This window comes from Pseudomonas sp. B21-053 (assembly GCF_026016365.1).
Taxonomy (GTDB): Bacteria; Pseudomonadota; Gammaproteobacteria; order Pseudomonadales; family Pseudomonadaceae; genus Aquipseudomonas; species Aquipseudomonas nunensis.
In genome coordinates, this window is record NZ_CP087205.1 from 6,029,361 (window position 1) to 6,052,611 (window position 23,251).

20 protein-coding genes, 1 rRNA gene and 1 pseudogene are annotated in these 23,251 nt (G+C 59.6%); 10 read left to right on the forward strand and 12 right to left on the reverse strand.

Features of this window, described 5'->3' with window-relative positions:
* The first annotated feature begins 62 nt into the window (after positions 1–62).
* Positions 63–629, forward strand: a complete 567-nt coding sequence (locus tag LOY68_RS26985) for a GNAT family N-acetyltransferase (protein ID WP_265040912.1) — start codon at positions 63–65, stop codon at positions 627–629.
* On the opposite strand, the gene LOY68_RS26990 is transcribed toward LOY68_RS26985, so the two are convergent.
* The 3 genes and pseudogenes from LOY68_RS26990 to LOY68_RS32435 form a co-directional block, all read right to left on the reverse strand.
* Positions 626–1,231, reverse strand: a complete 606-nt coding sequence (locus LOY68_RS26990; protein ID WP_163911899.1) for a flavin reductase family protein — start codon at positions 1,229–1,231, stop codon at positions 626–628. The two genes, LOY68_RS26985 and LOY68_RS26990, sit on opposite strands and share 4 nt — an antisense overlap.
* A gap of 184 nt (positions 1,232–1,415) precedes the next feature.
* Positions 1,416–1,847, reverse strand: a complete 432-nt coding sequence (locus tag LOY68_RS32430) for a methyl-accepting chemotaxis protein (RefSeq protein ID WP_265045836.1) — start codon at positions 1,845–1,847, stop codon at positions 1,416–1,418.
* Positions 1,848–2,003: 156 nt separating this feature from the next.
* Positions 2,004–2,768: pseudogene (locus LOY68_RS32435) on the reverse strand (PAS domain-containing protein); the annotation flags it as partial.
* Positions 2,769–2,973: 205 nt separating this feature from the next.
* On the opposite strand from LOY68_RS32435, the gene LOY68_RS27005 reads away from it, so the two are divergent.
* On the forward strand, positions 2,974–4,344 hold the full coding sequence (locus LOY68_RS27005; protein ID WP_265040913.1) for a GntP family permease: 1,371 nt from the start codon (positions 2,974–2,976) through the stop codon (positions 4,342–4,344).
* A 23-nt stretch (positions 4,345–4,367) separates the two neighbouring features.
* Here LOY68_RS27005 and LOY68_RS27010 read toward each other — a convergent pair whose 3' ends face one another.
* Complete coding sequence (locus tag LOY68_RS27010) at positions 4,368–5,681, reverse strand: MFS transporter (RefSeq protein WP_265040914.1); 1,314 nt, start codon at positions 5,679–5,681, stop codon at positions 4,368–4,370.
* 200 nt (positions 5,682–5,881) lie between these two features.
* Between LOY68_RS27010 and LOY68_RS27015 the strand changes: the two genes are divergently transcribed.
* Positions 5,882–7,300, forward strand: coding sequence for a short-chain fatty acid transporter (locus LOY68_RS27015; protein ID WP_265040915.1), 1,419 nt, complete (start codon positions 5,882–5,884; stop codon positions 7,298–7,300).
* An 82-nt stretch (positions 7,301–7,382) separates the two neighbouring features.
* Here the strand turns inward: LOY68_RS27015 and LOY68_RS27020 are convergent, their stop codons facing one another.
* Complete coding sequence (locus tag LOY68_RS27020) at positions 7,383–7,673, reverse strand: nucleotidyltransferase family protein (protein ID WP_265040916.1); 291 nt, start codon at positions 7,671–7,673, stop codon at positions 7,383–7,385.
* A 206-nt stretch (positions 7,674–7,879) separates the two neighbouring features.
* On the opposite strand from LOY68_RS27020, the gene LOY68_RS27025 reads away from it, so the two are divergent.
* The 3 genes from LOY68_RS27025 (at position 7,880) to LOY68_RS27035 (ending at position 11,487) form a co-directional block, all read left to right on the forward strand.
* Positions 7,880–9,577, forward strand: coding sequence for an acid phosphatase (locus LOY68_RS27025; RefSeq protein WP_265040917.1), 1,698 nt, complete (start codon positions 7,880–7,882; stop codon positions 9,575–9,577).
* A gap of 226 nt (positions 9,578–9,803) precedes the next feature.
* A complete protein-coding gene (locus LOY68_RS27030; protein ID WP_265040918.1) occupies positions 9,804–10,124 on the forward strand; it encodes a hypothetical protein in 321 nt (106 codons plus the stop codon).
* 190 nt (positions 10,125–10,314) lie between these two features.
* Positions 10,315–11,487, forward strand: coding sequence for a hypothetical protein (locus tag LOY68_RS27035; protein ID WP_265040919.1), 1,173 nt, complete (start codon positions 10,315–10,317; stop codon positions 11,485–11,487).
* A gap of 63 nt (positions 11,488–11,550) precedes the next feature.
* Here LOY68_RS27035 and can read toward each other — a convergent pair whose 3' ends face one another.
* Positions 11,551–12,195 (reverse strand): carbonate dehydratase, encoded by a 645-nt coding sequence (can, locus tag LOY68_RS27040; protein WP_054045742.1) that lies wholly within the window; start codon positions 12,193–12,195, stop codon positions 11,551–11,553.
* Between the two features lie 167 nt (positions 12,196–12,362).
* Here can and LOY68_RS27045 point away from each other — a divergent pair, with 167 nt between their 5' ends.
* Positions 12,363–12,767 carry a serine kinase/phosphatase gene (locus LOY68_RS27045; protein WP_265040920.1) on the forward strand — a complete coding sequence of 135 codons (405 nt, stop codon included), beginning with the start codon at positions 12,363–12,365 and terminating at the stop codon, positions 12,765–12,767.
* 128 nt (positions 12,768–12,895) lie between these two features.
* Here LOY68_RS27045 and rimI read toward each other — a convergent pair whose 3' ends face one another.
* Together rimI and LOY68_RS27055 are read right to left on the reverse strand one after the other, a co-directional pair.
* Positions 12,896–13,348 carry a ribosomal protein S18-alanine N-acetyltransferase gene (gene rimI / locus LOY68_RS27050; protein WP_054045745.1) on the reverse strand — a complete coding sequence of 151 codons (453 nt, stop codon included), beginning with the start codon at positions 13,346–13,348 and terminating at the stop codon, positions 12,896–12,898.
* Complete coding sequence (locus LOY68_RS27055) at positions 13,341–14,081, reverse strand: energy transducer TonB (RefSeq protein ID WP_163914797.1); 741 nt, start codon at positions 14,079–14,081, stop codon at positions 13,341–13,343. The genes rimI and LOY68_RS27055 overlap by 8 nt, the downstream gene beginning before the upstream one ends.
* A 206-nt stretch (positions 14,082–14,287) precedes the next feature.
* Between LOY68_RS27055 and mksB the strand changes: the two genes are divergently transcribed.
* From mksB to mksF, 3 genes are read left to right on the forward strand one after another with little or no spacing between them, the layout of a single operon-like run.
* Positions 14,288–15,565, forward strand: a complete 1,278-nt coding sequence (gene mksB, locus LOY68_RS27060) for an Mks condensin complex protein MksB (protein ID WP_054045789.1) — start codon at positions 14,288–14,290, stop codon at positions 15,563–15,565.
* A complete protein-coding gene (gene mksE / locus LOY68_RS27065) occupies positions 15,555–16,256 on the forward strand; it encodes an Mks condensin complex protein MksE (protein WP_027925914.1) in 702 nt (233 codons plus the stop codon). Before mksB ends, mksE begins: the two co-directional genes overlap by 11 nt.
* Complete coding sequence (mksF, locus tag LOY68_RS27070; RefSeq protein ID WP_265040921.1) at positions 16,253–19,093, forward strand: Mks condensin complex protein MksF; 2,841 nt, start codon at positions 16,253–16,255, stop codon at positions 19,091–19,093. The genes mksE and mksF overlap by 4 nt, the downstream gene beginning before the upstream one ends.
* A gap of 182 nt (positions 19,094–19,275) precedes the next feature.
* Here the strand turns inward: mksF and LOY68_RS27075 are convergent, their stop codons facing one another.
* From LOY68_RS27075 to rrf, 4 genes are all read right to left on the reverse strand, one after another.
* Positions 19,276–21,579, reverse strand: coding sequence for an intermembrane transport protein PqiB (locus tag LOY68_RS27075; protein WP_265040922.1), 2,304 nt, complete (start codon positions 21,577–21,579; stop codon positions 19,276–19,278).
* Positions 21,572–22,195, reverse strand: a complete 624-nt coding sequence (locus LOY68_RS27080; protein WP_054045754.1) for a paraquat-inducible protein A — start codon at positions 22,193–22,195, stop codon at positions 21,572–21,574. The genes LOY68_RS27075 and LOY68_RS27080 overlap by 8 nt, the downstream gene beginning before the upstream one ends.
* Entirely contained in the window at positions 22,182–22,841 is a 660-nt protein-coding gene (locus LOY68_RS27085) for a paraquat-inducible protein A (protein ID WP_163911854.1), read from the reverse strand. The genes LOY68_RS27080 and LOY68_RS27085 overlap by 14 nt, the downstream gene beginning before the upstream one ends.
* 149 nt (positions 22,842–22,990) lie before the next feature.
* Positions 22,991–23,106, reverse strand: a 5S ribosomal RNA gene (gene rrf, locus LOY68_RS27090).
* Positions 23,107–23,251: the final 145 nt, after the last annotated feature.

The window sequence follows — 23,251 nt, forward strand, 5'->3', positions numbered from 1 at the left end:
ACGCAGACTGTGATCGCCGTGATCACTTGACCGACTTCCTGGTCGAGGAATAAGGACATTCCATGAGCGACTTCCCGACTCTCGAAACCCAGCGTCTGCTGCTTCGCGAAATAGTGACAACCGACGCCCCGGCCCTGTTGGCGATTCACGGTAATGCCCGGGCCATGCAGTGGTTCGGCATGGACCCGATTACCGAGATCGCTCAGGCCCAGGCATTGGTAGAGACTTTCGCCGAATCGCGCGCTCTGCCGAATCCGGGCATCCGCTGGGGCATCCAGGACAAAACACACGAAGCATTGCTCGGTAACTGTGGTTTCTTCAAATGGAACCGACAGTGGAAAAGCTGCTCACTGGGTTTCGCGTTGGGACAGTCAGCCTGGGGCAAAGGCTTTATGTCTGAAGCGCTGCAAGCGACACTGGTCTGGGGATTTGAACAGATGCAGCTCAATCGGATCGAGGCCACCGTCCACCCGGAGAACCTAGCGTGTTTGAAGTTGCTCGAACGCCAGGGGTTCGTCCAGGAAGGACGGCTTCGCCAGGCGGGTTTCTGGCTGGGCGAGCATCGCGATTTGCTGCAACTTTCGTTATTGCGCGCAGAGTTTGAACCGTCGCCGATCAGCGCTCTTTAGTCAGACTCGCCCAGCGCCTTGCCATCCACCGGATCGCCGATCTTCAGGAAATGGCCACCAGCAACGTGGTGCAAGGTGCGCAGCGCGTCATGCCCTTCGAAGTGCCAGCGACCCTCGCTGAACACGCGCTCATCGGCCTGCGCGGCAATTACCTCGGCGAGGAACAGGTCGTATTGCTGATGATTATGCGGCTCCGGCAACAACCGGCATTCCAGCCACGCAACGCAACCTTCGAGCATCGGCGCATCAATCAATTCGCCGCTGAAAGTCTGTAAGCCATAGGCCTGGAATTTATCCTGACCTTGGTCCTGAGTCAGCGCCAGGCCAGAGGTCGAGCCGACGGTCTGGACAATATCGGCCTGGGCGACACAAGGCACGTTCACCACGAACGTGCCCGAGGCTTCCAGCAGTTGCCGGGTCCAGGTGGACTTGTCCAGCACCACGGCGATTTTCGGCGGTTCGAAATCCAGCGGCATGGCCCAGGCCGCGGCCATGATATTGCGCTGACCGTCGTGGGCCGCGCTGACCAGCACGGTCGGCCCGTGATTGAGCAGGCGATAAGCCTTGGACAACGGAACCGGACGGCGATGGGAAACGGTCATGGATGTCTGCTCCAGGGAAAACGCCGATTGTAACGGCAACCGCGCATCAGGCCATTGCGAAGAACATGGTGTTGTTACGAAAAAGATCGCAGCCTTCGGCAGCTCCTACATGGATTGATATTCCCCTGTAGGAGCTGCCGAAGGCTGCGATCTTTTCGCGTTTACTTCTATTTAAACCTGCGAATCAAGTCGCCAATTGATTGGCAAACTGCCCAACCGCATTCACCACTTTCTGCGCGCCATCCTGAATCTCGACAATCACCGTCCCCGCCTCCGCCGCCAGCGCCAAGCCCTGTTCTGCCTGGAGCTTGCCGTCGGTCATCAGGCTCACGGCGTTACGCGCCATGTCCTGGTTCTGTCGCACCACGCCAACAATTTCATCCGTCGCCTGGCTAGTGCGCGACGCCAGTTGCCGTACTTCGTCCGCCACCACCGCAAAACCCCGGCCCTGTTCGCCGGCGCGAGCCGCTTCAATCGCCGCGTTGAGCGCCAACAGGTTGGTCTGCTCGGCAATGCCGCTGATGGTCTTGACGATGGTGCCGATCACCAACGACTGCTCGTTCAGGGCTTCGATGCCTTCACCGGCGGTTTGCATATGCTTGGCGAGGTCGCGCATCACATTCACTGCCTGAGTCACCACCGCCGTGCCGCGCTGGGCACTGTTATCGGTCTGGATCGACGTGCTGTAGGCGATGTTGGCTGCGTCGGCGACCGCTTGCTCCTGATTGACCTGATCGGTAATCACCGTGGCGAACTTCACCACTTTGTAGAGTTTGTTGTTGGCATCGACTACCGGGTTGTAGGACGCCTCCAGCCAGACCGTACGACCGTGGCTGTCGACGCGTTTGAAGCGGTCAGCCACAAACTCACCATTGTTCAGGCGACGCCAGAAGTTCTGATACTCGGCGCTGTTGTATTCCTCTGGTTCACAAAAGGTGCGGTGATGTTTGCCCTGGATCTGCGCCAGGCTGTAACCCATGCCGTTGAGGAAACGCTCGTTGGCGCTCAGCACATTGCCGTTGAGGTCAAACTCGATCACCGCCGTCGAACGCACCAGCGCACCGATCAGGTTCTCGTGCTCGCGAGACGCTTCGATGGTGCGGGTCAGGTCGCTGGAATAAATCGAGAAATGCCTGATGCGACCGTCCGCCGAACGCACCGGTTGCAGGATCGACCGCAACCAGGCCTCGGCGCCGTTGCCACGCAACAAACGCACGGTGCCAGCGAAATGTTCGCCACGGGTCAGCGCGTTTTTGAATCGCTGATGAAATTCGCCGGATTTCACGTGAGCCGGCACGATGTCTTCGAGGTGCCGACCGACCAGGTCATTGCTCTTGTAGAGCATCTCGCCAAGAAAATTCTGATTGACCGATTGCACCCGCCCATCCGGATCGAGAGTCAGGACCAGCATCTCGCTTTCCAGGCTGTCCTTCACTTGCAGGAGGCTGGAGAGTTCTTCGCGAAGAGCGGACAGCTCCTGCTTCAAGCGTTTATTGAACATGGGAAAGCACCGATGGGCAGAGATAGTAAGCGGCATGCAGCCTAACCATCGGCCTTGGGGATATTTTCTGAAGAGTGTTTTCGGGTTGTCCTACAAAAATAATGGCAACGTGACACTGACTCTGTCGTCCCCTCCGTAGCCCCGTTACAAAACCCACCGCTCTACCCCGGTCACTTCAGGTATCCTTCGGCTAAATTGCAACAACATGTTGCAAGGTATCTGCCCGATAAGGAGTCCCGTTTTGGAGTTATCGACTGCTGCCTGGATGGTTCATGACACCCGTTTGATTCTTTGCGTCCTGCTGGCGATTGCCACGATTATCGTGTTGATCAGCGCCACCAAACTCCCGCCCTTTCTGTCGATCCTGATCGGTACGTTCATTGCCGGTGTCGGCGCCGGTTTGCCGCCTGAAGACGTCGCTAAAGCGTTCAGCAAAGGTGCTGGGGCGATTCTCGGTGAGGCCGGGATCATCATTGCCCTGGGTTCGATGCTCGGTGCATTGATGGCCGAATCCGGTGCCGCGGACCGCATTGCCTCGACCTTGCTTGGGTTGGGTAAAGGCAAGTCATTGCCGTGGGTGATGGCGCTGGTGGCGATGGTGATTGGCCTGCCGCTGTTCTTCGAAGTGGGTCTGGTGATGATGGTGCCGATCATCTTCGTCATGGCGCGCCGTTCGGGTCAGCCGTTGCTCAAGATCGCGATCCCGGCGCTGGCCGGGATGACCACGTTGCACGCCTTGATGCCGCCGCATCCCGGGCCGCTGATTGCGGTCAGCGCGTTGCACGCCGACCTCGGGCTGACCATGTTGCTGGGGTTCAGTATCGCGATTCCGGCGGTGATCCTGGCAGGCCCGATCTATGGCAACTGGCTGTCGAAACGCATGCACGTCGAGGAGCCCGCAGAACTCGGCGCCCTGTTCAGCGCCGCGCCCAAGGCCCCGCGCCAACCGAGCTTCGGCGTGTCGTTGCTGATCATCCTGTTGCCGGTATTGCTGATGCTCGGCAGCACCTTGGCGAAAGTCGCCATGAGCCCGGAAAGCACCGCCGCCCTGACCCTGAAGTTCCTTGGCGAACCGTTGGTGGCGCTGGGTATTGCGGTGATGGCGGCAGTGATCTGCCTCGGCTGGGCCAATGGCATGCCGCGTGAACACGTGGGCGGCACGTTGCGTAAAAGCCTGGCGCCGATTGCGGTGTTGCTGTTGACCATCGGTGCCGGCGGTGGCTTGAAGCAGACGTTGCTCGATGCAGGCGTCAGCCAGACCATCAGCAAAGTCGCCGAAGGTGCGCATATGCCGTACTTGCTGCTGGCCTGGTTGATTGCCGTGGCACTGCGCCAGGCTACCGGTTCGGCCACGGTGGCGACGACGACCACGGCGGGCATTCTGGCGCCAATGATGGCGGGGCTGGCGGCGACGCAAAGCTCATTGGTGGCGTTGGCGATTGGCGCCGGCTCAGTGTTTTTCTGCCACGTGAACGACGCCGGATTCTGGATGGTGCGCGAGTACTTTGGTTTGCAGCTCAAACAGACCATCTGGGTCTGGTCGATCCTGCAAACCATCGTGTCGGTGGTGGGGTTGGTGGGGACGTTGTTGTGGTGGCATTGGTTGACGTGATGGCCGCCCCGCCCCCCGGATAGCTACAAGCAGGGCGCCACGGAACGGCTCCCGACATGCGGCATGCGCGCGCCGAAATACGCCGCGCTGCTCACGCCCATCGCGCCCATCACCGCGCAGAAAATCACGCAGATCCATGGGCTCCACGGCATCAGACCGATCAGCAACAGCGGTGTGATACTCGCCCACGCCGCGTAGGCAATGTTGTAGGTGAAGGAAATCCCCGAGACGCGAATCCGCGCCGGGAACAGGTTGACCATCACCGACGGCACCGCGCCGACCACCCCGCAACAGAGGCCGGCCACCGCGTAGGCCAGGCCGATCCAGCTACCGCCGATGATCAGGCAGGTATAAAGCACGCCAATGCCCAGTGGCAGCAACAGGCTGTAAAGCATGACCGTGCGCCAGGCGCCGATGCGGTCGACCAGCAAACCGGCGAGCACGCAACCGATGTTCAGGAACACGATGCCCAAGGCGCTCAGGGCGAAGGTGTGGCTGGCGGTCATGCCGAAGGTTTTCTGCATCATGGTCGGGGTGATCACCACGAACACCACCACCGCCGAGGTCAGCACGCAGGTGAGGATCATCGCCGGCAACATGGCCAGGCGATGTTCGCGCAGCACGGTGCGCAGCGGCAGTTCGGCCGTCGCATCGCGGCGCGCCTGCATCGCCATGAACACCGGGGTTTCGCTGAGCCAGCGGCGCAACCAGACGCCGATCACACCAAACACGCCGCCCAGCAGGAACGGATAGCGCCAGGCGTAATCGAGAATTTCAGCCGGGGTGAAGGCCTGGGCCAGAAAGGTCGCGGTCAACGCGCCGATCAAATAGCCAAACGTCAGCCCAGCCTGAAGGAATCCGAGAGCGTAACCGCGATGCCCGGCCGGCGCGTGTTCGGCGACGAATACCCAGGCGCTTGGCACCTCACCGCCCACTGCCGCGCCCTGAAGAATGCGCAGGGCCAACAGCAGCAACGGTGCGAAATAACCGATTTGCGCGTAGGTCGGCATGATGCCGATCAGCAGGCACGGCAGCGCCATCATCAAAATGCTGAGGCTGAAAACCTTTTTGCGCCCGAGTTTGTCGGCGAAGTGCGCCATCAGAATCCCACCCAGCGGCCGCGCCAGGTAACCGGTGACGAAGATCCCGAAGCTCTGTAGCAAGCGCAGCCATTCGGGCATTTCCGGCGGAAAGAACAGCTGGCTGAGGGTCAGGGCGAAAAATACGAAAATGATGAAATCGTAGATTTCCAGCGCCCCGCCGAGCGCCGCAAGGCCCAGGGTCTTGTAGTCCGAACGGGTGAACGGTGCCGGGCGCGTGTCGGTATTGGCAGTCATGAAAAGAACTCTGGCATAGGCAAAAACCAAGGCGCCCATGGTCTACGCAAAATCGGTGACGGACAACCCGTTAGACCAAAGTCCTAAACCAGTAAAACTTCGTCACAAAAAACAGTCGATTGATTTAATGTTGGCACCTGACCAGACGGGCCTTTGCGGCCTGGAACATCACAATAATCATAAAAATCCGAGGTAGTCCCGTGGCCGCTGATATCGACGATAGCCGCTATGCCCGCTTTGCCCTGCGCTGCTCAAGCTTTGCCGAACGCTGGTTCCCCGATTCCTGGGTGTTCGCTGCCCTGGCGGTGATCATCGTTGCCGTGGCGACCATGGCCATGGGCGCCAAACCCACCGACGCCGCCATGGCGTTCGGTGACGGGTTCTGGAGTCTGATTCCGTTCACCATGCAAATGGCGTTCGTGGTGATTGGCGGTTATGTGGTGGCCAGTTCGCCGCCAGCGGTAAAGCTGATCGATCGCCTGGCGCGGATCCCGAAAAACGGCCGCTCCGCCGTGGCCTGGGTCGCGCTGATTTCCATGGTCGCGTCGCTGCTGAACTGGGGGCTTTCGCTGGTGTTCGGTGGTTTGCTGGTACGTGCCCTCGCGCGCCGCACTGATCTGAAAATGGATTACCGCGCTGCCGGCGCCGCTGCTTATCTGGGCCTTGGCGCCGTTTGGGCGTTGGGCCTGTCGTCGTCCGCCGCGCAATTGCAAGCCAACCCGGCCAGCCTGCCGCCATCGATTCTGTCGATTACCGGGGTCATCCCGTTCACTCAGACGATCTTTCTCTGGCAGTCCGGTGTGCTGTTGCTGGCGCTGATCGTGGTCTCGCTGATCATTGCCTACGCCACCGCCCCCGGCCCGAATTCCGCGCGTGACGCCGAGGCCTGTGGCATCGACCCGAGTTTCAACCTGCCGCCACTGCAACCGCGCACCCGTCCCGGCGAATGGCTGGAACACAGTCCGTTGCTGACGATTTTGCTGGTGTTGTTGGCGGGCGGCTGGCTGTTCCATGAGTTCTCGACCAAACCGGCAATCAGCGCGATCTCCGGGTTGAACACCTATAACTTCCTGTTCCTGATGCTCGGCGCCCTGCTGCACTGGCGCCCGCGCAGCTTCCTCGACGCCGTGGCCCGTGCGGTGCCGACCACCACCGGCGTGCTGATCCAGTTTCCGCTGTACGGCTCGATTGCCGCGCTGATGACCACCGTCAAAGGCACCGACGCCCAGACCCTGGCCCACCACATCTCGACCTTTTTCGTACAGATCGCGTCCCACGACACCTACGCGCTGTTGATGGGCGTGTACTCGGCGATTCTCGGTTTCTTCATCCCGTCCGGCGGCGGTAAATGGATCATCGAAGCGCCGTACGTGATGCAAGTGGCCACCGACCTGAACTACCACCTGGGCTGGGCCGTGCAAATCTACAACGCCGCCGAAGCCCTGCCGAACCTGATCAACCCGTTCTACATGCTGCCGCTGCTGGGCGTACTGGGATTGAAGGCGCGGGACTTGATCGGGTTCTCGTTCGTGCAGTTGCTGGTGCACACGCCGCTGGTGTTGTTCCTGCTGTGGGCGCTGGGGACGACGCTGGTTTATACGGCGCCGGTGATGCCTTAAACGAGTGGACTGCACTTGCTTGGGAGAAACGAGTGCAGTCGAGTTGGCTGCTTAGCCTGATATGCGCCGAGTAGGTTTTCGGTCATATCGGGCGAGCCTGTTTAAGGACTTTCCGACGGAGCTTCAATGGAAGGTCTTGCGGCGTCCGCAGGTCAACACTTACGCCCAGTAACTCCTCCAGCTCTTCCTGAAGTCCGCCCAAGTCAAAAAGTGTTGCACCAGGCAATGCGTCAACTAACAGATCAAGGTCACTCCCCTCTTTATCCGTTCCGAACATTACCGAGCCAAAGACACGGGGATTGGAAGTGTGGGACCTGCGAACAACCTCGAGGACAGCCACACGTTGGAGATCCAAAGCAATTGAGGGCTTCATGACTCACCTTGACCAAATCGGCATCGCGCTAGCCTAACAGTGCTCGTGAAGGCTAAAAGTCCCACACCGTTACAAGATGAGTACCGATCCCCACGGTTTCCTACACAGTTCCAGCCAATCGAAACTCTCGTGTAACCTCCCCGTCACATCGCGCTGCTAGCGTCCCGCCGAAACACATTGCAACAATTTCGTGAAAAGGAATCGAAATGGCCGACGAAAAAGACGGAACCGACCTCCCCTCCCCCGACGCCGATCAACCTGTAGACACCAGCCGCCGCCGCTTCCTCGGTGGCGTTGCCGTGTTGGGTGTCGGGGCAACCCTGAGTGCTTGCGGCACTAAAGGTGATGACACTGGCAAACCGGTCGAGCGCCCGCTGACGCCTACCGAGCTGGATAAAGCCCTGCACGAAAACGTGAAGAACGTCGTGGTGATCTACGGCGAAAACCGCAGCTTCAATAACCTGTTCGCGGATTTCCCGGGGATTGAGAAACCGCTGTCGGCGCTCAAGCCGGACGACTTTCAGCAACGGGACCGCGACGGCAATCTGTTGTCGACCCTGCCGCCGGTGTGGGGTGGCTTGAATCAGGTTGGTCCGCAAACCCTCGACGGTGTGGTCTACCCCGCCGGCACGCAATTCCAGGAACACTTGCCCAATGAGCCGTTCGCCCTCAAAGGCCCGCAAGGTGAAGACTTGCCGCTGAGCCTGGTGACCCGCGATCTGTGGCATGTGTTCTACCAGAACCAGATGCAGATCAATGGCGGCAAGAATGACCGCTTTGTGGCTTGGGCCGATTCTGGTGCCTTGACCATGGGTCATTACACCCAGACCCGCTATTCATTGCGCCTGTGGGATGTGGCCAGGGAATTCGTGCTCTGCGACAACTTCTTCCAGGGCGCTTTCGGCGGCTCGTACCTGAACCATCAATACCTGATCAGCGCCCAAGTGCCGTTCTACCCGGATGCGGCCAACTCGATCGCCAAGCCCAATATCGCCACGCTGCAAAGCGATGACCCGACCGACAATCGTCTCAAGCCACTGGACGCCTCGCCCGCCAGCGCCATGACCGGCCCGCCGCAGTTCGGCCCGAGCCTGCTGACCCCGGATGGCTACGCGGTAAACACCATGGCGCCGCCGTATTGGCCGACCTGGATTCGCGACCCGGAGCGCCCGGATTACGCCAAGCCTCTGCCCAGCGTTTTGGTCCCGCAAACCCACGAGCACATCGGCGACAAGCTCTCGAAAAAGAACGTCGACTGGGCCTGGTACGGCGGCGCGTGGCAAGCCACGATCGATGAGTACAAGGATTCGGGGGCGATTCCGAAAATCCCCAACTTCCAGTACCACCACCAGCCGTTCAACTACTTCAAGCGCCAGGGCCCGGAAAACCCGGCCGAGCGTGCCAAGCGCCTGCGCGATGGCGGGTTGGGCGATGAGTCGAGCACCAACAAATTCCTCGCCGATGCCGAGGCTGGCAAGCTGCCAGCGGTGACGTTTTACAAACCCCAGGGCAACCTGAACATGCACGCCGGTTACGCCGACATCGCCTCGGGCGACCGGCATATCGTGCGGGCGTTGAAAGTGCTGCAGCAAAGTCCGCAATGGAAAAACATGGTGGTGGTGATTACCGTCGATGAGAACGGTGGCTGGTGGGACCACGTTGCGCCGCCAAAAGGCGATCGCTGGGGCCCGGGGACGCGTATCCCGGCGCTGGTGATTTCACCGTTTTCACGCAAGGGCACAGTGGATCACACGGTGTATGACACTGCCTCGATCCTGCGCCTGATCACCCGCACCTTTCAGCTGGAAACCCTCGACGGGATCAGAATGCGCGATGACGCGATGATTGCCCGCGGGCAGAAGCCGATGGGGGATTTGACCAACGCGCTGCACTTTCCCGCCTGACTTATAGCCTTAAGCAGTGTCGCTCCTTCCTACGGGAGCGACCACTGAGTCAGGATTATTCCTACATACATGCATAACCTCGCCTGACATTAAACTCGTCCTGATCCTATCTCCAATACATAGCCCGCTGAATTAAACTTCGGCGGTAGTTATGTTTCGGCGAACAACAAAAAGGTTTTCGCAAACTATTCAAATACAACACCACTCTTCAAGGACGATCGACTTAATGTCTCTAAAATCAAAAACGCTGGAAGAAATGATTAATGAAGTTTACAAGGACGAGCGAATTTCATTTGTCGAATACAGAACACTGCGTGATGACGCCGACCGCCGTATGGACGCGGTCATTCGTGAATTTGGACATCACAACAATCTGACTGCCTTTCAAAAGGCAATGGATGTCGCCATGCAGTTATTGCAACTGACTGTGATCGATGCCAAGAAAGCCAAACTTAGCGACACCGGCGAGGCCATCGTCAAGGATGCCGTTACTGCACAGGTCGAGTACTTGCGCGCGGGCAGTCATCTCGCATTGCACCTGCTGTAACTCAAAACAACGACTCAGCCCTCTCCTGTTCAAGGGTGGGCTGCCCGTTTCGACCAAAATTTTGAGCCCCATCAATTACTTCCGCGTCAGCGTAAAAAATACTGTTACAACCTACTTCTTTGTCTGCTTGCCCTGATTCAGTATGGCGCTTGCCCCCGCAAGAGGGGTCCACGCTGAAAAGGATCTGAGCATGTTCAAACTCGCAGGACTTACCCTCGCCGCGCTCACCCTGAGTGCCGCCGCCCACGCCGATGTCGATCTCAAGCTGGGCAGCACTGAACGCGTCACCCGTCTCTTCGCTTACCCCAACAACTGCAACGTGATCTGCTTCCGCAACTGGACGCTGGAGCAAACCGTTGAGCATTATCTGACCCAGAGTGTGCAGCGCGACGGTTACAGCGCCGCGAAAGTCCGGGTCAAAACCGATAACCATCAGCTCTACGCCGAGATCAGCGGCGTGCCCAAGGGTTATGAAAAACCCCTGGCGGCGTTGCTCGATGCCGGGGATCTGGCCTACAACGGCGCCAAAAAGCTCAACATCGATGGCAAATGGGCTTATAGCTGGTATCTGTTCCTGCCGTTGGGCATGGCGCTGGAAAACCGCAAAAGCGTCGAGTTGCTGCACTTCCCGCCGGATTACTCGCTGACCCAAGCCCAGGATTACCTGCGCTCCGCCACCACCGATCGCTGGGCCACGCTGCTGGTCGACAACGGCATTCCGACCGCGCAGACGCCGGGCTACCAGACCATCATCGACATCGCGCCGATTGCCGCGCCGGCCAGCGCCGGCAAGGATCTGGAAGGCGTCTACGACTACTTCAAGGACTACCAGACCACCATGGTCAAGGAAGTCAGCCAGAACGCCAAAGGCGCAACGTTGCCGATGCTCGCGTTTGGCGCACCGGTGCGTAACTGGATCAAGCAGCAATACGGGGTGACCGTGGGTGTGCTGGGCCTGGCGACGATCAGCCCGAGTGCCGGGGTGAAGGTGCCGGTGCTGGGCTCCAACCATCCAAGCTATATCTGGTATGCCGCTGACCCAGAAACGTATACCGGTCCTGACGCCCAGGCATTAGCCGACGCAGCCGGCCTGAAAGTCATGGGCCAGGATTTGAGCGCCGCGTGCTGGCAGGCCGGGATGGGCAGCAAACCGGGTAGCGACCCGGCCGCACTGCTGAAAAGCTGCACCCAGACCTGGCAGGTAACCCAGAAAGCGAAAACCTGCGATCTGTTCTACACCTCGATCCGCAACCTGACCGAAGCCCAGGCCGAAGCCAAGTGCGCCACGCCGCCGATCAAGTCCGAGCTCAATCAGTTGCAAGCCCCGGCACCTGCGGCGGCCATCCCGGCACCGCACATCTGAAACGACAAACGCCTTTGCGCATGAGCCATGGCCCACACGCAAAGGCGTTTTGTTTTTAGCGCGTTACAACGCCCCGACAGGACGCAAACGGTATTGCGGCGGCAGTTGCTCGAAACCGCTGATGGTCGCGTTCAGGCTTTTCCAGCGACCGTCCTTGATGCCATAGATGCAACCGTGGATCGACAGGCTCTGCCCGCGATGCCAGGCGTTTTGCACAATGCTGGTGTGCCCGACGTTGGCCACTTGCTGGACCACGTTGAGCTCGCAGAGGCGATCAACCTGTTCTTCTTCGGTGGGCAACTTGGCCAATTCTTCGCGTTTCTCATAATAGAGATCACGAATCGAACGCAGCCAGCCATCGATCAGGCCCAACTGGCGGTCCTGCATCGACGCACGCACGCCGCCACACCCGTAATGGCCAGTGACCAGGATGTGTTTGACCTTGAGCACGTCCACCGCGTACTGAATTACCGACAGGCAATTGAGGTCGGTGTGCAGCACCACGTTGGCCACGTTACGGTGAACAAACAGGTCACCGGGCAGCATGCCAACGATCTCGTTCGCCGGCACCCGCGCATCGGAGCAACCGATCCACAGGTATTCCGGGGTTTGCTGACGGGCCAGTTTGGCGAAGAAATCAGGATCTTCTTTGGTGATCGCGTCAGCCCAGCGCTCGTTGTTATCAATCAGATCTTGTAATTCGTTCATGCAATGAAGCCTCAAGAATGATGCGCAGGTTTGACAGACGACCGTCCGTCGAGGTCACGCGCATGATGCAGATAGCCCAAACGTCCATGATCGGCATTCCATGCCGGTGGAATTCTCGCACGCCCTGTGGGTCCACCCTAGTAAGGCCCACAGTATGAGGAATTGCCATGACTGAATCACGACGTCCGTACGATGCGGTGCAACCCGAGCCCATCGATGACAACGAAGACCGCATGGGTTCGATGCATGAGCTGGATTTCGACGAGGAAGAACCGAGCGCCAAAATCGGTGACGAGCTGCCGGAAAACGAACGCGAACGCCTGATGCCCCGCGAACGTGTGCGCGAAGCCGGCATGACCGGGGCCTCGACCGACGATCATGAGTCTACCGACGATGACATGAGCCCGGAAACGCTGATCCATGAAGATGGCGCGCGGGACGCCCATGAAGCCGGCCAAGGCAATCAGGCTGATTGGGACCTGAGCATTGTCGATGAAGACGATATTGGTGGCGGCAATGGGTTGGATGAGGCGGAGTTGGCGAAGCGCGATCCGATTGACGGGAATCGTTGATCTGTAGCGCCTGAGCGGACGCCTTCGCGGGCAAGCCTCGCTCCTACAGGTTTTGTGGCGATCACAAATATTGTGTGCGACAAAAAATCTGTAGGAGCGAGGCTTGCCCGCGAAGCTTTTAACGACTTTCAGTCAACCAATGTGCAGGCCATGACCACGGCATCTTCCCGCCCACCCACCGCTGGGTAGTAATCCCGACGCCGGCCAATCTCGTTAAACCCATACCGCTCATACAACCGAAACGCCCCACGGTTGCTGTCGCGCACTTCCAGGAAACACTCCCGCGCCTTGGCGTCATACGCCCGGGACATCAAATGTTCCAGCAGCGTCAAACCCAGGCCTCGGCCCTGGTTCTCCGGTTTGACCGTGATGTTCAGCAGATGCGCTTCATCGAGAATGATCTGCACCACGCCGTGGCCGACCTGCTGCGAGCCTTCGAACATCAGCCAGATCTGGTACTTGCCCAGTCCATCGAGAAAAATCCCCCGCGTCCACGGGTGGCTATAGGCCGCGTATTCGATCTTCAGTACAGCGTCCAGGTCCGCCTCGGTCATTGGGCGGAACGATACAGCGTCACTCATTTGATTCTTTCCAACGCGCCATCAGCCGACGCATGGCTTGCCAGACATCAGCCTTACGCTGTGGCTCTTCCATTAAGAGTTCCAGGCCCGGCAGGGCCCAGACCGAGCCCAGGCCTTCGACCTGGAGTTCACGGTTGTACGATTCGGCGTTGGCCTCGCCAGCAAACCGCACCGCCGGCAGGCCGATCAGCCACAGGCAAACGCACGGTGCGTCTTCGAGCCGGGCCGAGAGGAAACCTTGCACGAAGTCCCGCGCCGCTTCCGGCCCCTGGTCCATCGTGCCACGGGTCAACAGCGGCCAGCGCACCGGTTCGCCGACGATTTGCGGGCTGTCCGGCAGACCGGCGGCGCGCAACATGTCCTTGAGCAACATGTACGCGGGGTCGCGGGTCTGGAAGGTTTCGCCTGTGGGTAACTCCACCAGCAGCAAACAACGCCCGGCCCGCAGCAATTGCAGGGCGAAACGTGGTGGCGGCACGACTGGCGCCTTTGCCACGACCGGTGCCGCCTCTTCTTCGACCTTGGCCCCCGAGCGCGTGCTGGCCAACGATGGGCGCGGCACTTCGATTTTCACCCGCTCGGCTGGCTTGACCAGCGGTTCCACGGGCGTTTCAGCCACGGCAGCCGGCAGCACTGGCGCGACGACCAACGGCTCGGGCGCTTCCAGCAGTTCTGGCCGCGAAGGCGCAGCAAAGGGCAATTCGGTGCGCGGCAGCCAGTTGACCACCTGCATGGCGGTCAAATAAGCGCGACGACGGGACTCGATAAGCAAAGGTCGGCCACTTGTGGATAACTAAAGTGCGGTGATTCTACCGCCCTTCGCTCAAGATCGCCCGCTGTTGATCCATAGAAAGCCGACTGTCCGTCCCGAGAGTGAATCGCAACCGGCGTGATGCAGTACAATCGCCGCTTTTATTCGACAACCAGCCGGCCATCCCGATGATCGAACCCAAGCGCGTCTTGCGCGCCCTCGCTGAACACTGGGCACTTCTGGAGCCACTGTGCGAGCACTTCGACCAAGGCACCCTGAGCCTCAACGAACTGCGTTCACAGTTGGCCGCCCAGCAACTGGACAGTACACCGCAGGACATCACCAGCCTGCTGGACGTGTGGATCCGCCTCGACATTCTGGTGCCCGTGGCGAAAAGCCCGAACCGTTTCGAGCTCAACGCACAGATCCACGACTTCCTCGCCTACCTGCGCCGTGAGCACCGTCTGGGCCTGTGCCTGGAAATCGAAGCCTACCTGCGCCACCTCGAGCGCCTGGCCGGTTATATCCAGGACGCCTTCGACATCCGCGACGGCCACGATCTGGCGCGCCAGTTGCGCTTGCTCGACATGCGCGTGCGCGACGTTCTGAAGAAACTCGCCAATGACGAACAGGCCCTCGTAGCCGTCGCCGAGCGCGCCAAGACCAGCGACCGGCAAATCCCGTTGCGTCAGCGGTATGCTGAAGTGTTGGCGACCTGGGACGAATACGTCGAACCGATGATCCAGTTGGTCAACGCCGACGGCGCCTTCGAACAAGGCGTGCGCAAGGTCGAGAACGTGCTGCTGAAGATGCTCACCGAACAGCAACGCCTCGGCCATCTGGTCGATGACGACATGCTGCTGCGCACCCACGCGCGCATCCTCGAAATGCAGACCAGCGCCCAGCTGACCTTGCGTCACGCCCGGGAACTGCTGCTGCCGCTGCGTGAAGAAGCCCGTCGCCACAACGCCGTAACCCGTGGCGCGGCGCTGGCCTTGTCGGCTATCCGCCGCAAAGGCATCGATGCAGTGCCGCAAGCCGCGATGCCGATGTTCACTCGCCCGCAAAGCACCTTTCTTGGCAGTGCCAGTCAGGTCGAAGCCTACGTCTACGCCCTGGCGCGTTTCGAGCCGAAACCGGCGCGTTTCCCCAAGGCGCACAAGACCCAGAAAGGCGAAGCACCACGTGCGCCACGCACGGTTCGGGAAATGCTCGAACGCTGCGAAGACGCCCTGCCGATGCCGGACCTGATGACCTGGCTTTTGGAACAAGAGCCGAACGGCGCCACCGACGAATTGCTGTACTGGTTCTCGCGCCTGTCGCGGGAAAAACGCTTCACCCGCGAGCGTCTGGAACGCCGCGATTACCACACTCATGAGCATCAGGTCAGCCTGCGCTCCTTCGCCCTGCTCTCGGCCCGCGACACCGCCGCCGAGGATTCTGCGAGCACCCCACATGCATCTTGATCTAAACGAACTGTCCCAGCTGGCGCCGATCTTTCGCGAGCTGTTCAAGGGCTACCACGTCAGCCGCCGCGATCCGGAGCTGTACGCGCAACTGTCGAACTTCCAGGACCAGTACCGCACGCTGTTCAAGGCGCTGGGCTTTGAACTGGTCTGCGACACCCGTGGTTTCTACTACTTCGTGCCGGACCTCGCCGCTGCGGCGGTGAACAAGACTGCGCAACGCCTGGCGCTGTTCACCTTCATCCTCGTCGAGCACCTGGCCGACCAGGGCCGCGACCCGGTCGCCGTGCTCGACGGTGGCAGCCTTGGCCGCGATGAATTGCCATCGCTGCTGGAGAAGTACCGCGACCTGTTTATCCAGGCCGAAGTGCAGACCGTCGAAGAACTCGAAGAAAAAATCATGCGCCGCATGACCCAACTCGGTTTTGCCGGCGAAGAAAACGGCATCTACCGTTTCCTGCCGCCGATGCACCGTTTCCTCGATGTCTGCCTGTCGGTTCAGCAGGACCGTGATCTGGCAGCCAGCCTGCACAGCGTGTTGCCATTGCCGGTGCCAGTGTTGATCGATGACGACAGCGACGAAAAGCTGCTGGAAACCGATGATCCGCTGGACCTCAGTGACTTCGAAGAAGAAAGCGAAGAAGACGCCATGGCCCGCGCCATTGCCGAAGAACAGGAGACCGACGCATGAGCAAGGAACGCTACGGCATTCGCCGCTTCGCCCTTTTGAACACCGCCGGTTACAGTCTCGGGCTGTTTCCGCTGGAAGAGCCGCTGTCGGTCTACGGCGCGAACAACCTCGGTAAATCCGCGTCGATCAACGCCTTGCAGTTCCCGATCCTGGCGCGCATGTCGGACATGAGTTTCGGCAAGTACAGCCTGGAACAATCCCGGCGTTTCTACTTCGCCTCGGACACCAGTTACATCCTGGTTGAAGTCTCGTTGCCCCACGGCCCGCACGTGATTGGCGTGGTCGGTCGCGGCCCGGGTGGTGGATTTGGTCACCAGTTCTTTGCCTATGCCGGCAAACTGGACCTGGCCCATTACCAGAAGAACGACACCTGCCTGCGCCAGAAAGAACTGTTCACCAACCTTGAGCGCGAAGGCCTGAAAGCCTACGAACTCAAGCCGGATGAACTGCGGCGTTTGCTGGTTGGCGGTCACACCTCGATTCCGCTGGACCTGACCCTGATCCCGCTGCGCTCCACCAGCGAACAGAGCCTGAAGACCTTCCGCGCGTTGTTCATCAACCTGCTGCACATGCGCGAAATCACTGCGGCCAAGCTCAAGCAACTGTTCCTCGATGCCTTCGAACACAGCCTGCGTTCCGGCAGTGTCGATTACATCGCAGCGTGCGAAGAAGCGTTCCGCGATGTACGACGCATGGAACAGGACTACAACTCGCTGGTCACTGCGGGTCCATTGGTCGAAGCGTTGGCTTCGGGCGTTACCCAGCGCAATATCCTGCGCGGCAAGTTGCATCGCATTTCGCCGCTGCTGGATTCGTTGCTCGGCACCTGGTCAGACTACGCCAGTGCGCGCAAGGAAGAGCTGACCATCCAGGCCGAGCACTACCGCAGCGAGCAGGACGCCCTGCAAAACGATCAGCGCGGCGGCACCCAGGAACTGATGCGTCTGGAGCGGGAAATCACCGGCATCCAGCGCTGGCTCGGCGAGTTGTCGGTGCTCAAGCATCGCTTCGCGTTGGTCACTGACGTCAAAGTCCTTGAGCAGCAATTGCTGGCGGCCAAGGATGCCCACGATGAACTGGCCGGTGCGCTGGCGCAGTCGCGGCAGTTCAGCGCCGAAGATCTCGACGAGCGCCTGCGGGATCTGGAAAAACGCTTGAAGTCGGTGAAACAGCAACTCGATCACGCCGACAACAACAGCTACGCCCGTCTGCGCGAAGAGTTCTCGCAACAAGATGTTGAGCGCCTGATGCGCCTGTTCAACAGCGCGCTGTTCAGTCTGCCGCTGGGCGAGCACGGCATTACGCTGGACGAGGACGGTCAGTGGGTCAAATCCCTGGAGCTGATCCTCGATGGCTTCAAGGGCGAGCGTTTTGAAGTGCCGGGCCTGGCCATCGACATCTCGCACATCGAGCCGCCGGCCCTGCAAGCCCTGGCTGACCGCGCCGCGTTGCGCGACCAGAAAGAGCGTCTGGAGAAAGAGCTCAAGCAATTGAAAACCCAGGCCGCCGTGGTCGCTGACCGCGCGGCGAGCAAGACCCAGACTGAAGCGCTGTACCAGCAAGTGCTGGATGCGCAGAAAGCCCTGGAAGATTTCCGTCGCGCGCAAACCTTGAGCGCCGAGGAAGACGACAAGCTTGAGCAACTCGCGCAGATGGAAGCGGCGCAGGAAGAGTTGAAGCGTTCCAGCGACGCCTTCACCGAACGCGTCCAGCAACTGTCGGCCAAGCTGCAACTGGTCGGTCGGCAGATCGGCGACATGGAAGCCAAGCAACGCACCCTCGACGACGCGTTGCGCCGCCGTCAGCTGTTGCCGGCAGACTTGCCGTTCGGCACGCCGTTCATGGACCCGATCGACGATTCGATGGACAACCTGTTGCCGCTGCTCAACGACTATCAGGACAGCTGGCAGGGTTTGCAGCGCAGCGATGGCCAGATAGAGGCGCTGTATGCGCAGGTTCGTCTGAAAGGCGTGGCCAAGTTCGACAGCGAAGACGATATGGAGCGTCGCCTGCAATTGCTGATCAACGCGTATGCGCACCGCACCGACGAAGCGCTGACGCTCGGCAAGGCTCGTCGCGCCGCCGTGACGGACATCGCCCGGACCCTGCGCAATATCCGCAGCGACTACGACAGCCTCGAACATCAACTGGCGCTGTTCAACCGCGAGATCAACAAGCGTCAGGTGTCCAACCTGCAGAGCTTCCGCATCGTGCTTGCGCCGAACAAGGAAGCACTCAAGCACATCGACCAGATCATCCACAGCGCCGGTCAGTACGAAGAAGGCGAAACCCTTTCCGTATTCGACCTGAGCCAAAGCGCCGATCAGGACAACAAGAACGAAGAAGCCAAGGAATACCTGGCACGGCTGGTGGCGGCGAACCACAACCAGCTCGGGCTCAAGGATTTGTTCGAGCTGGCGTTCGAGATCACCAAGGTCAACGGCCAACCAGTGATCCACACCGACATCGACGGCGCGGCGTCCAACGGCACCACCATGACCATCAAGGCGCTGACCAACATGTACTTGTTGCTGCACTTGATGGACCGCGACCAGGCCGGTCGCGTGCGCCTGCCGTACTACCTCGACGAGGCGGCGGACATCGACGAGAAGAACCAGGCTGCATTGCTGGAAACCAGCCTGCAACTGGGCTTCGTGCCGATCCTGGCGAGTGTGAAGCCGCAGGTCTGTGCCAGTGTGGCGATTGACCTGGAAGGCGGCAGCGGGCCGAACGGGATCTACATCGATGAGGCGGACTGGAAGTACATTCGCCGGCATGATGAGGTGAAGGCGACAGTGAATGTTGACGCGGATGAGCCGGAGCTGGATGCGGTTTAGGTTGAACCGTTAGATATGAAAAAGGCCGCTATCCATTGGATTGCGGCCTTTTTTATTGAAGGTGTTTAGTGTTCTTCAGGACCTCTTCGCGAGCAAGCCCGCTCCCACAATGGTTCGGTGTACACCGGATTAAATGTGGGAGCGGGCTTGCTCGCGAAGGCGTCATCACAGACGCCGCTGAATTACTTGCCGAGTGAAATCTTCGGCGCCCAAGTCAGCCATTCATCTTCAAACTTATCGAACAACGGGAACGTCTGCTCAGGTCGGGCCGGCGTGCCCATGCGCTCACCGTCCGGCGTGGCAAAAGCGATACCGCCCTGGATCAACGTCTCCAGGGACTCGGTCCGCACTGTCGCACCCTTGAACAAACCGAAGTCCAGGCCAAAACCGCTGGTGTTCCAGAACCGCGTGCCGCTGCGCACCAGTGGCGCGTACTTCGGCTCGATCAGGATGTGCACCAACACGCGGTCTGCGGTTTGACCCAACTCGTAACCGGTCACCTTGCCGACGGTGATTTCACGATAGGTCACTGGCACACCGGTTTTCAGCGAACCACGGCGAGCGGCGCTCAACACCAGACTCAACCCGGCCTCAACCTTGGCGGAGTCCGGTGGATTGGCCAGCGCCACGAAGTTTTTCTGAGGGCCGAGATTTTTAGCGGCCGGTTGCACTTCGATGTACTGACCAGTGACCAGGGTTTCGAGGTTCGACGTCTTGATCAGACCCAGCTCTGGCTTGACCACCCAGAACTGACTGCCCACCCGGGCAATGCGCTCCGGCACTTCGGTAATCCGCGCGGTCAATATCACCGACTGCAAGTCATCCGTGAGGTCAACGTCCTCGATCTTGCCGACGTCCAGCCCCTTGAAACGGATGACCGTGCCGGTGCGCAGACCGTCGGCGCGATCAACCTTGATGGTGACCACCGCGCCTTTCTGGTTCGCCTCGTCATGGCTCGGGAACAAACGGAAACGCGGGATCTTCTTCTGCAACGGTGCCTTGGCTTCCGGGGTTTCGAAGGCAATACCGCCGGCCATCAGGCTTTGCAGCGATTCACTCTTGACCTGGATGCCGCCGGTCAAACCACCGCTGAGGGTGACGCCGCTGGCGTTCCAGAATCGCGACGAGGCGTTGACCAGCCCCTCGTATTCCTTCTCGATGTGAACACCGATCACCAATTGTTTCTTGGTCTTGGAGAACTGGTAACTCTGGACCGAACCGACCTTGACCTGCTTATAGAGCACCGGGCTACCGACCTCCAGAGAGCCGAGGTTATCGGTGAACAACACCATGTGCAGGCCGGGTGAACGCAAGTCCAGCGGCGGCGCCTTTGCCCGCGCCACGAACTCGCGCTGCGGTGCGCTACCCTTGTCGCCGGGGCGAATCGCGATGTAGTTACCTTTGACCAGGGCTTCCAGACCGGTAATGCCAGCCAAGGAAATAGACGGTTTTACTACCCAGAACTGAGTGCCGGTGACCAGGTAATCCTCGGCCAGCGGGTCCAGCGTTAATTCGGCGGTGGCGGCAGACAGGTCCGGATCGATCTTCAGCGCCTTCAGGTTGCCGACCTGGATGCCTTTGTACATCACGGGCGTACGGCCAGCCTGCAGGCCTTCGAAGTCGCTGAGTTTGACCTTGACCCGAATACCGGCAGCGGCTGCGTCGAAGTCTTCGTAGAGACGGAACGGCAGGCTTGGATCGGTGGGCGGGCTGTCCTTGCGGTTTTCCGGGGTGGCGAACGCGATCCCGCCGGCGACGATGCTGGCCAGGGATTCGCTGCGGATTTTCACCCCGGACAGGTTGGCGTCGATGCTGATGCCGCTGGAGTTCCAGAAGCGCGTGTGTTTGCGCACCAGACTGGCGTAGGTGGGCTCGATAAAGACCTTGAGCTCGACCGTGCTTTGGTCTTCGGAGAGCAGATAGCTTTTGACCTGGCCGACCTTGATCTGCTTGTAGAACACCGGGCTGCCACGGTTCAGCGAACCGAGACGATCAGCCTTGATGGTCAAGTGCAGGCCTGGCTTGGAGTCCGACAGCGGCGGCTCTTCGGCCAAGGCCTTGAACTTGCGGGTCGGCTCGCCTTCACCGGGGCTGACGGCGACATAGTTGCCTGACACCAGGGTTTCCAGACCGGTAATACCGGCCAGGCTCACGCTCGGTTTGACCAGCCAGAAACGGGTGCTGGTCTTGAGGTATTGCTCCACGTCCTTGTTCATCTCGATGGTGGCGATCACCCCTTTGGAGCTGCCTTCGTCATCGAGCTTGAGAGTCTTCACCTTACCGACCGACATGCCTTTGTAGACCACTTCGGTCTTGTTGGCCTGGATGCCCTCGCCGCTTTCGAAGCGCACCTGAATCTCGATGCCGGTTTCGTTATAGGCACGCCAGCCGAGCCAGCCGCCGATGATCAGGGCGATCAGTGGCAGGACCCAGATAGCTGACCAGTTCGAGGCCGGTCGGGTTTTTGCTGTAGGCAAATCAGTCATGGTCGTCGTCCGACTCCGTGTTATCCCAAATCAGTCGGGGATCGAAAGTAACTGCGGCAAGCATCGTCAAAATCACCACACTGGCGAAGGCGATGGCGCCAAGATTGGCTTCGACGCTAGCAAGCCGTCCGAAATTCACGACCGCCACCAGGATGGCGATCACAAAGATATCCAGCATCGACCAACGGCCGATGAACTCGATAAAGCGGTACATCACAATCCGTTGGCGTGCCGACAATGGCTGGCGCCGTTGCACTGAAAACAGCAGCAACGCGATGCCCACCAACTTGAACGTGGGGACCAGAATGCTGGCGATAAAAACCACGGCGGCGATGGGAATCATGCCGTGCTGAACCAGCTGGATCACACCGGACATGATGGTGCTGGGATCGCCCTTGCCCAGAGAGCTGACGGTCATGATCGGCAGCACATTGGCCGGGATGTAGAGAATCGCGGCGGTGATCAGCAACGCCCAGGTACGCATCAAGCTGTTCGGACGACGGGCGTGGACCAGCGCACCGCAGCGGGTGCAGACCTGCTCATCGGTATCAGCTTCCTGCTTGTTCAACTCGTGGCATTCGATACAAATCAGAATGCCTGCATCAATCGCCCGCATGGGCATCTTCTCCTGACAAAGCCTGCCAGATCTGGTGAGGCGACATCACAACCTCCAACCACACCTGAACCAACAACAAACTGATAAAGCACGCCAGGCCAAGACCGACGGTGATGGCTGCCATATCTGCCAGCTTGACGATCGCTACCAGCACGCCCATGAGGTAAACCTCGAGCATCCCCCAATCCCGAAGGTGGTGGTAAACGCGGTAGAGCAACAAACCGTAGCTGCGCCCGATATCGAAACGAATGCTCAGTAGCACCAACAGCTGACAGAGCAACTTGAGCAGCGGAATCCCCATGCTGCACAGAAACACGACGACCGAGACGCCTTGCATGCCGGTATTGAACAAGCCGACAACGCCGGTCCAGACAGTGTCTTGCGACGATTGCCCGAGTAGATTGAGCTGCATGATGGGTAAAAAGTTCGCCGGGATATACAACAACAGAGCGGCGATGACCAAGGCGAGACTGCGCTGAACCACGTTGTGCCGGTGGGCATAGAGTTCGTAGCCGCAGCGCGGGCATAGGGCTTTCTCGCCACGGGCGAGTTCGGGCTTGCGCATCAGCAGGTCGCACTCATGACACGCCACCAAGTCGTCCAGCGGTAAATCTGACAGCCCGGGGGCGTCAACCGAATCTGGCATAAAAGGCTCTTGCTCCGAAAAAGATGGGCCTATTCTAGTGTTCTGAATCGAAAATAACTGTGCAAATTTGTGCTGCTATCTGGGCGCACTTTCCTTCGGGCAAAACAAAACCCCTACCTGCATACGCAGATAGGGGTTTCGGAATTTAATCTTGACGATGACCTACTCTCACATGGGGAAACCCCACACTACCATCGGCGATGCATCGTTTCACTGCTGAGTTCGGGATGGGATCAGGTGGTTCCAATGCTCTATGGTCGTCAAGAAATTCGGGAGCCGGCTCGTTTGCCCTTACGGGTTTACGCTCCAGCGAATGGGTATGTGATAGATCTCGGTGTTTTGTGAGCAGTTTCGAACTTTCGGTTCGTTTCGTCTTCACACACCGCAATCTGGTGCTCTTTCGCTTTTCA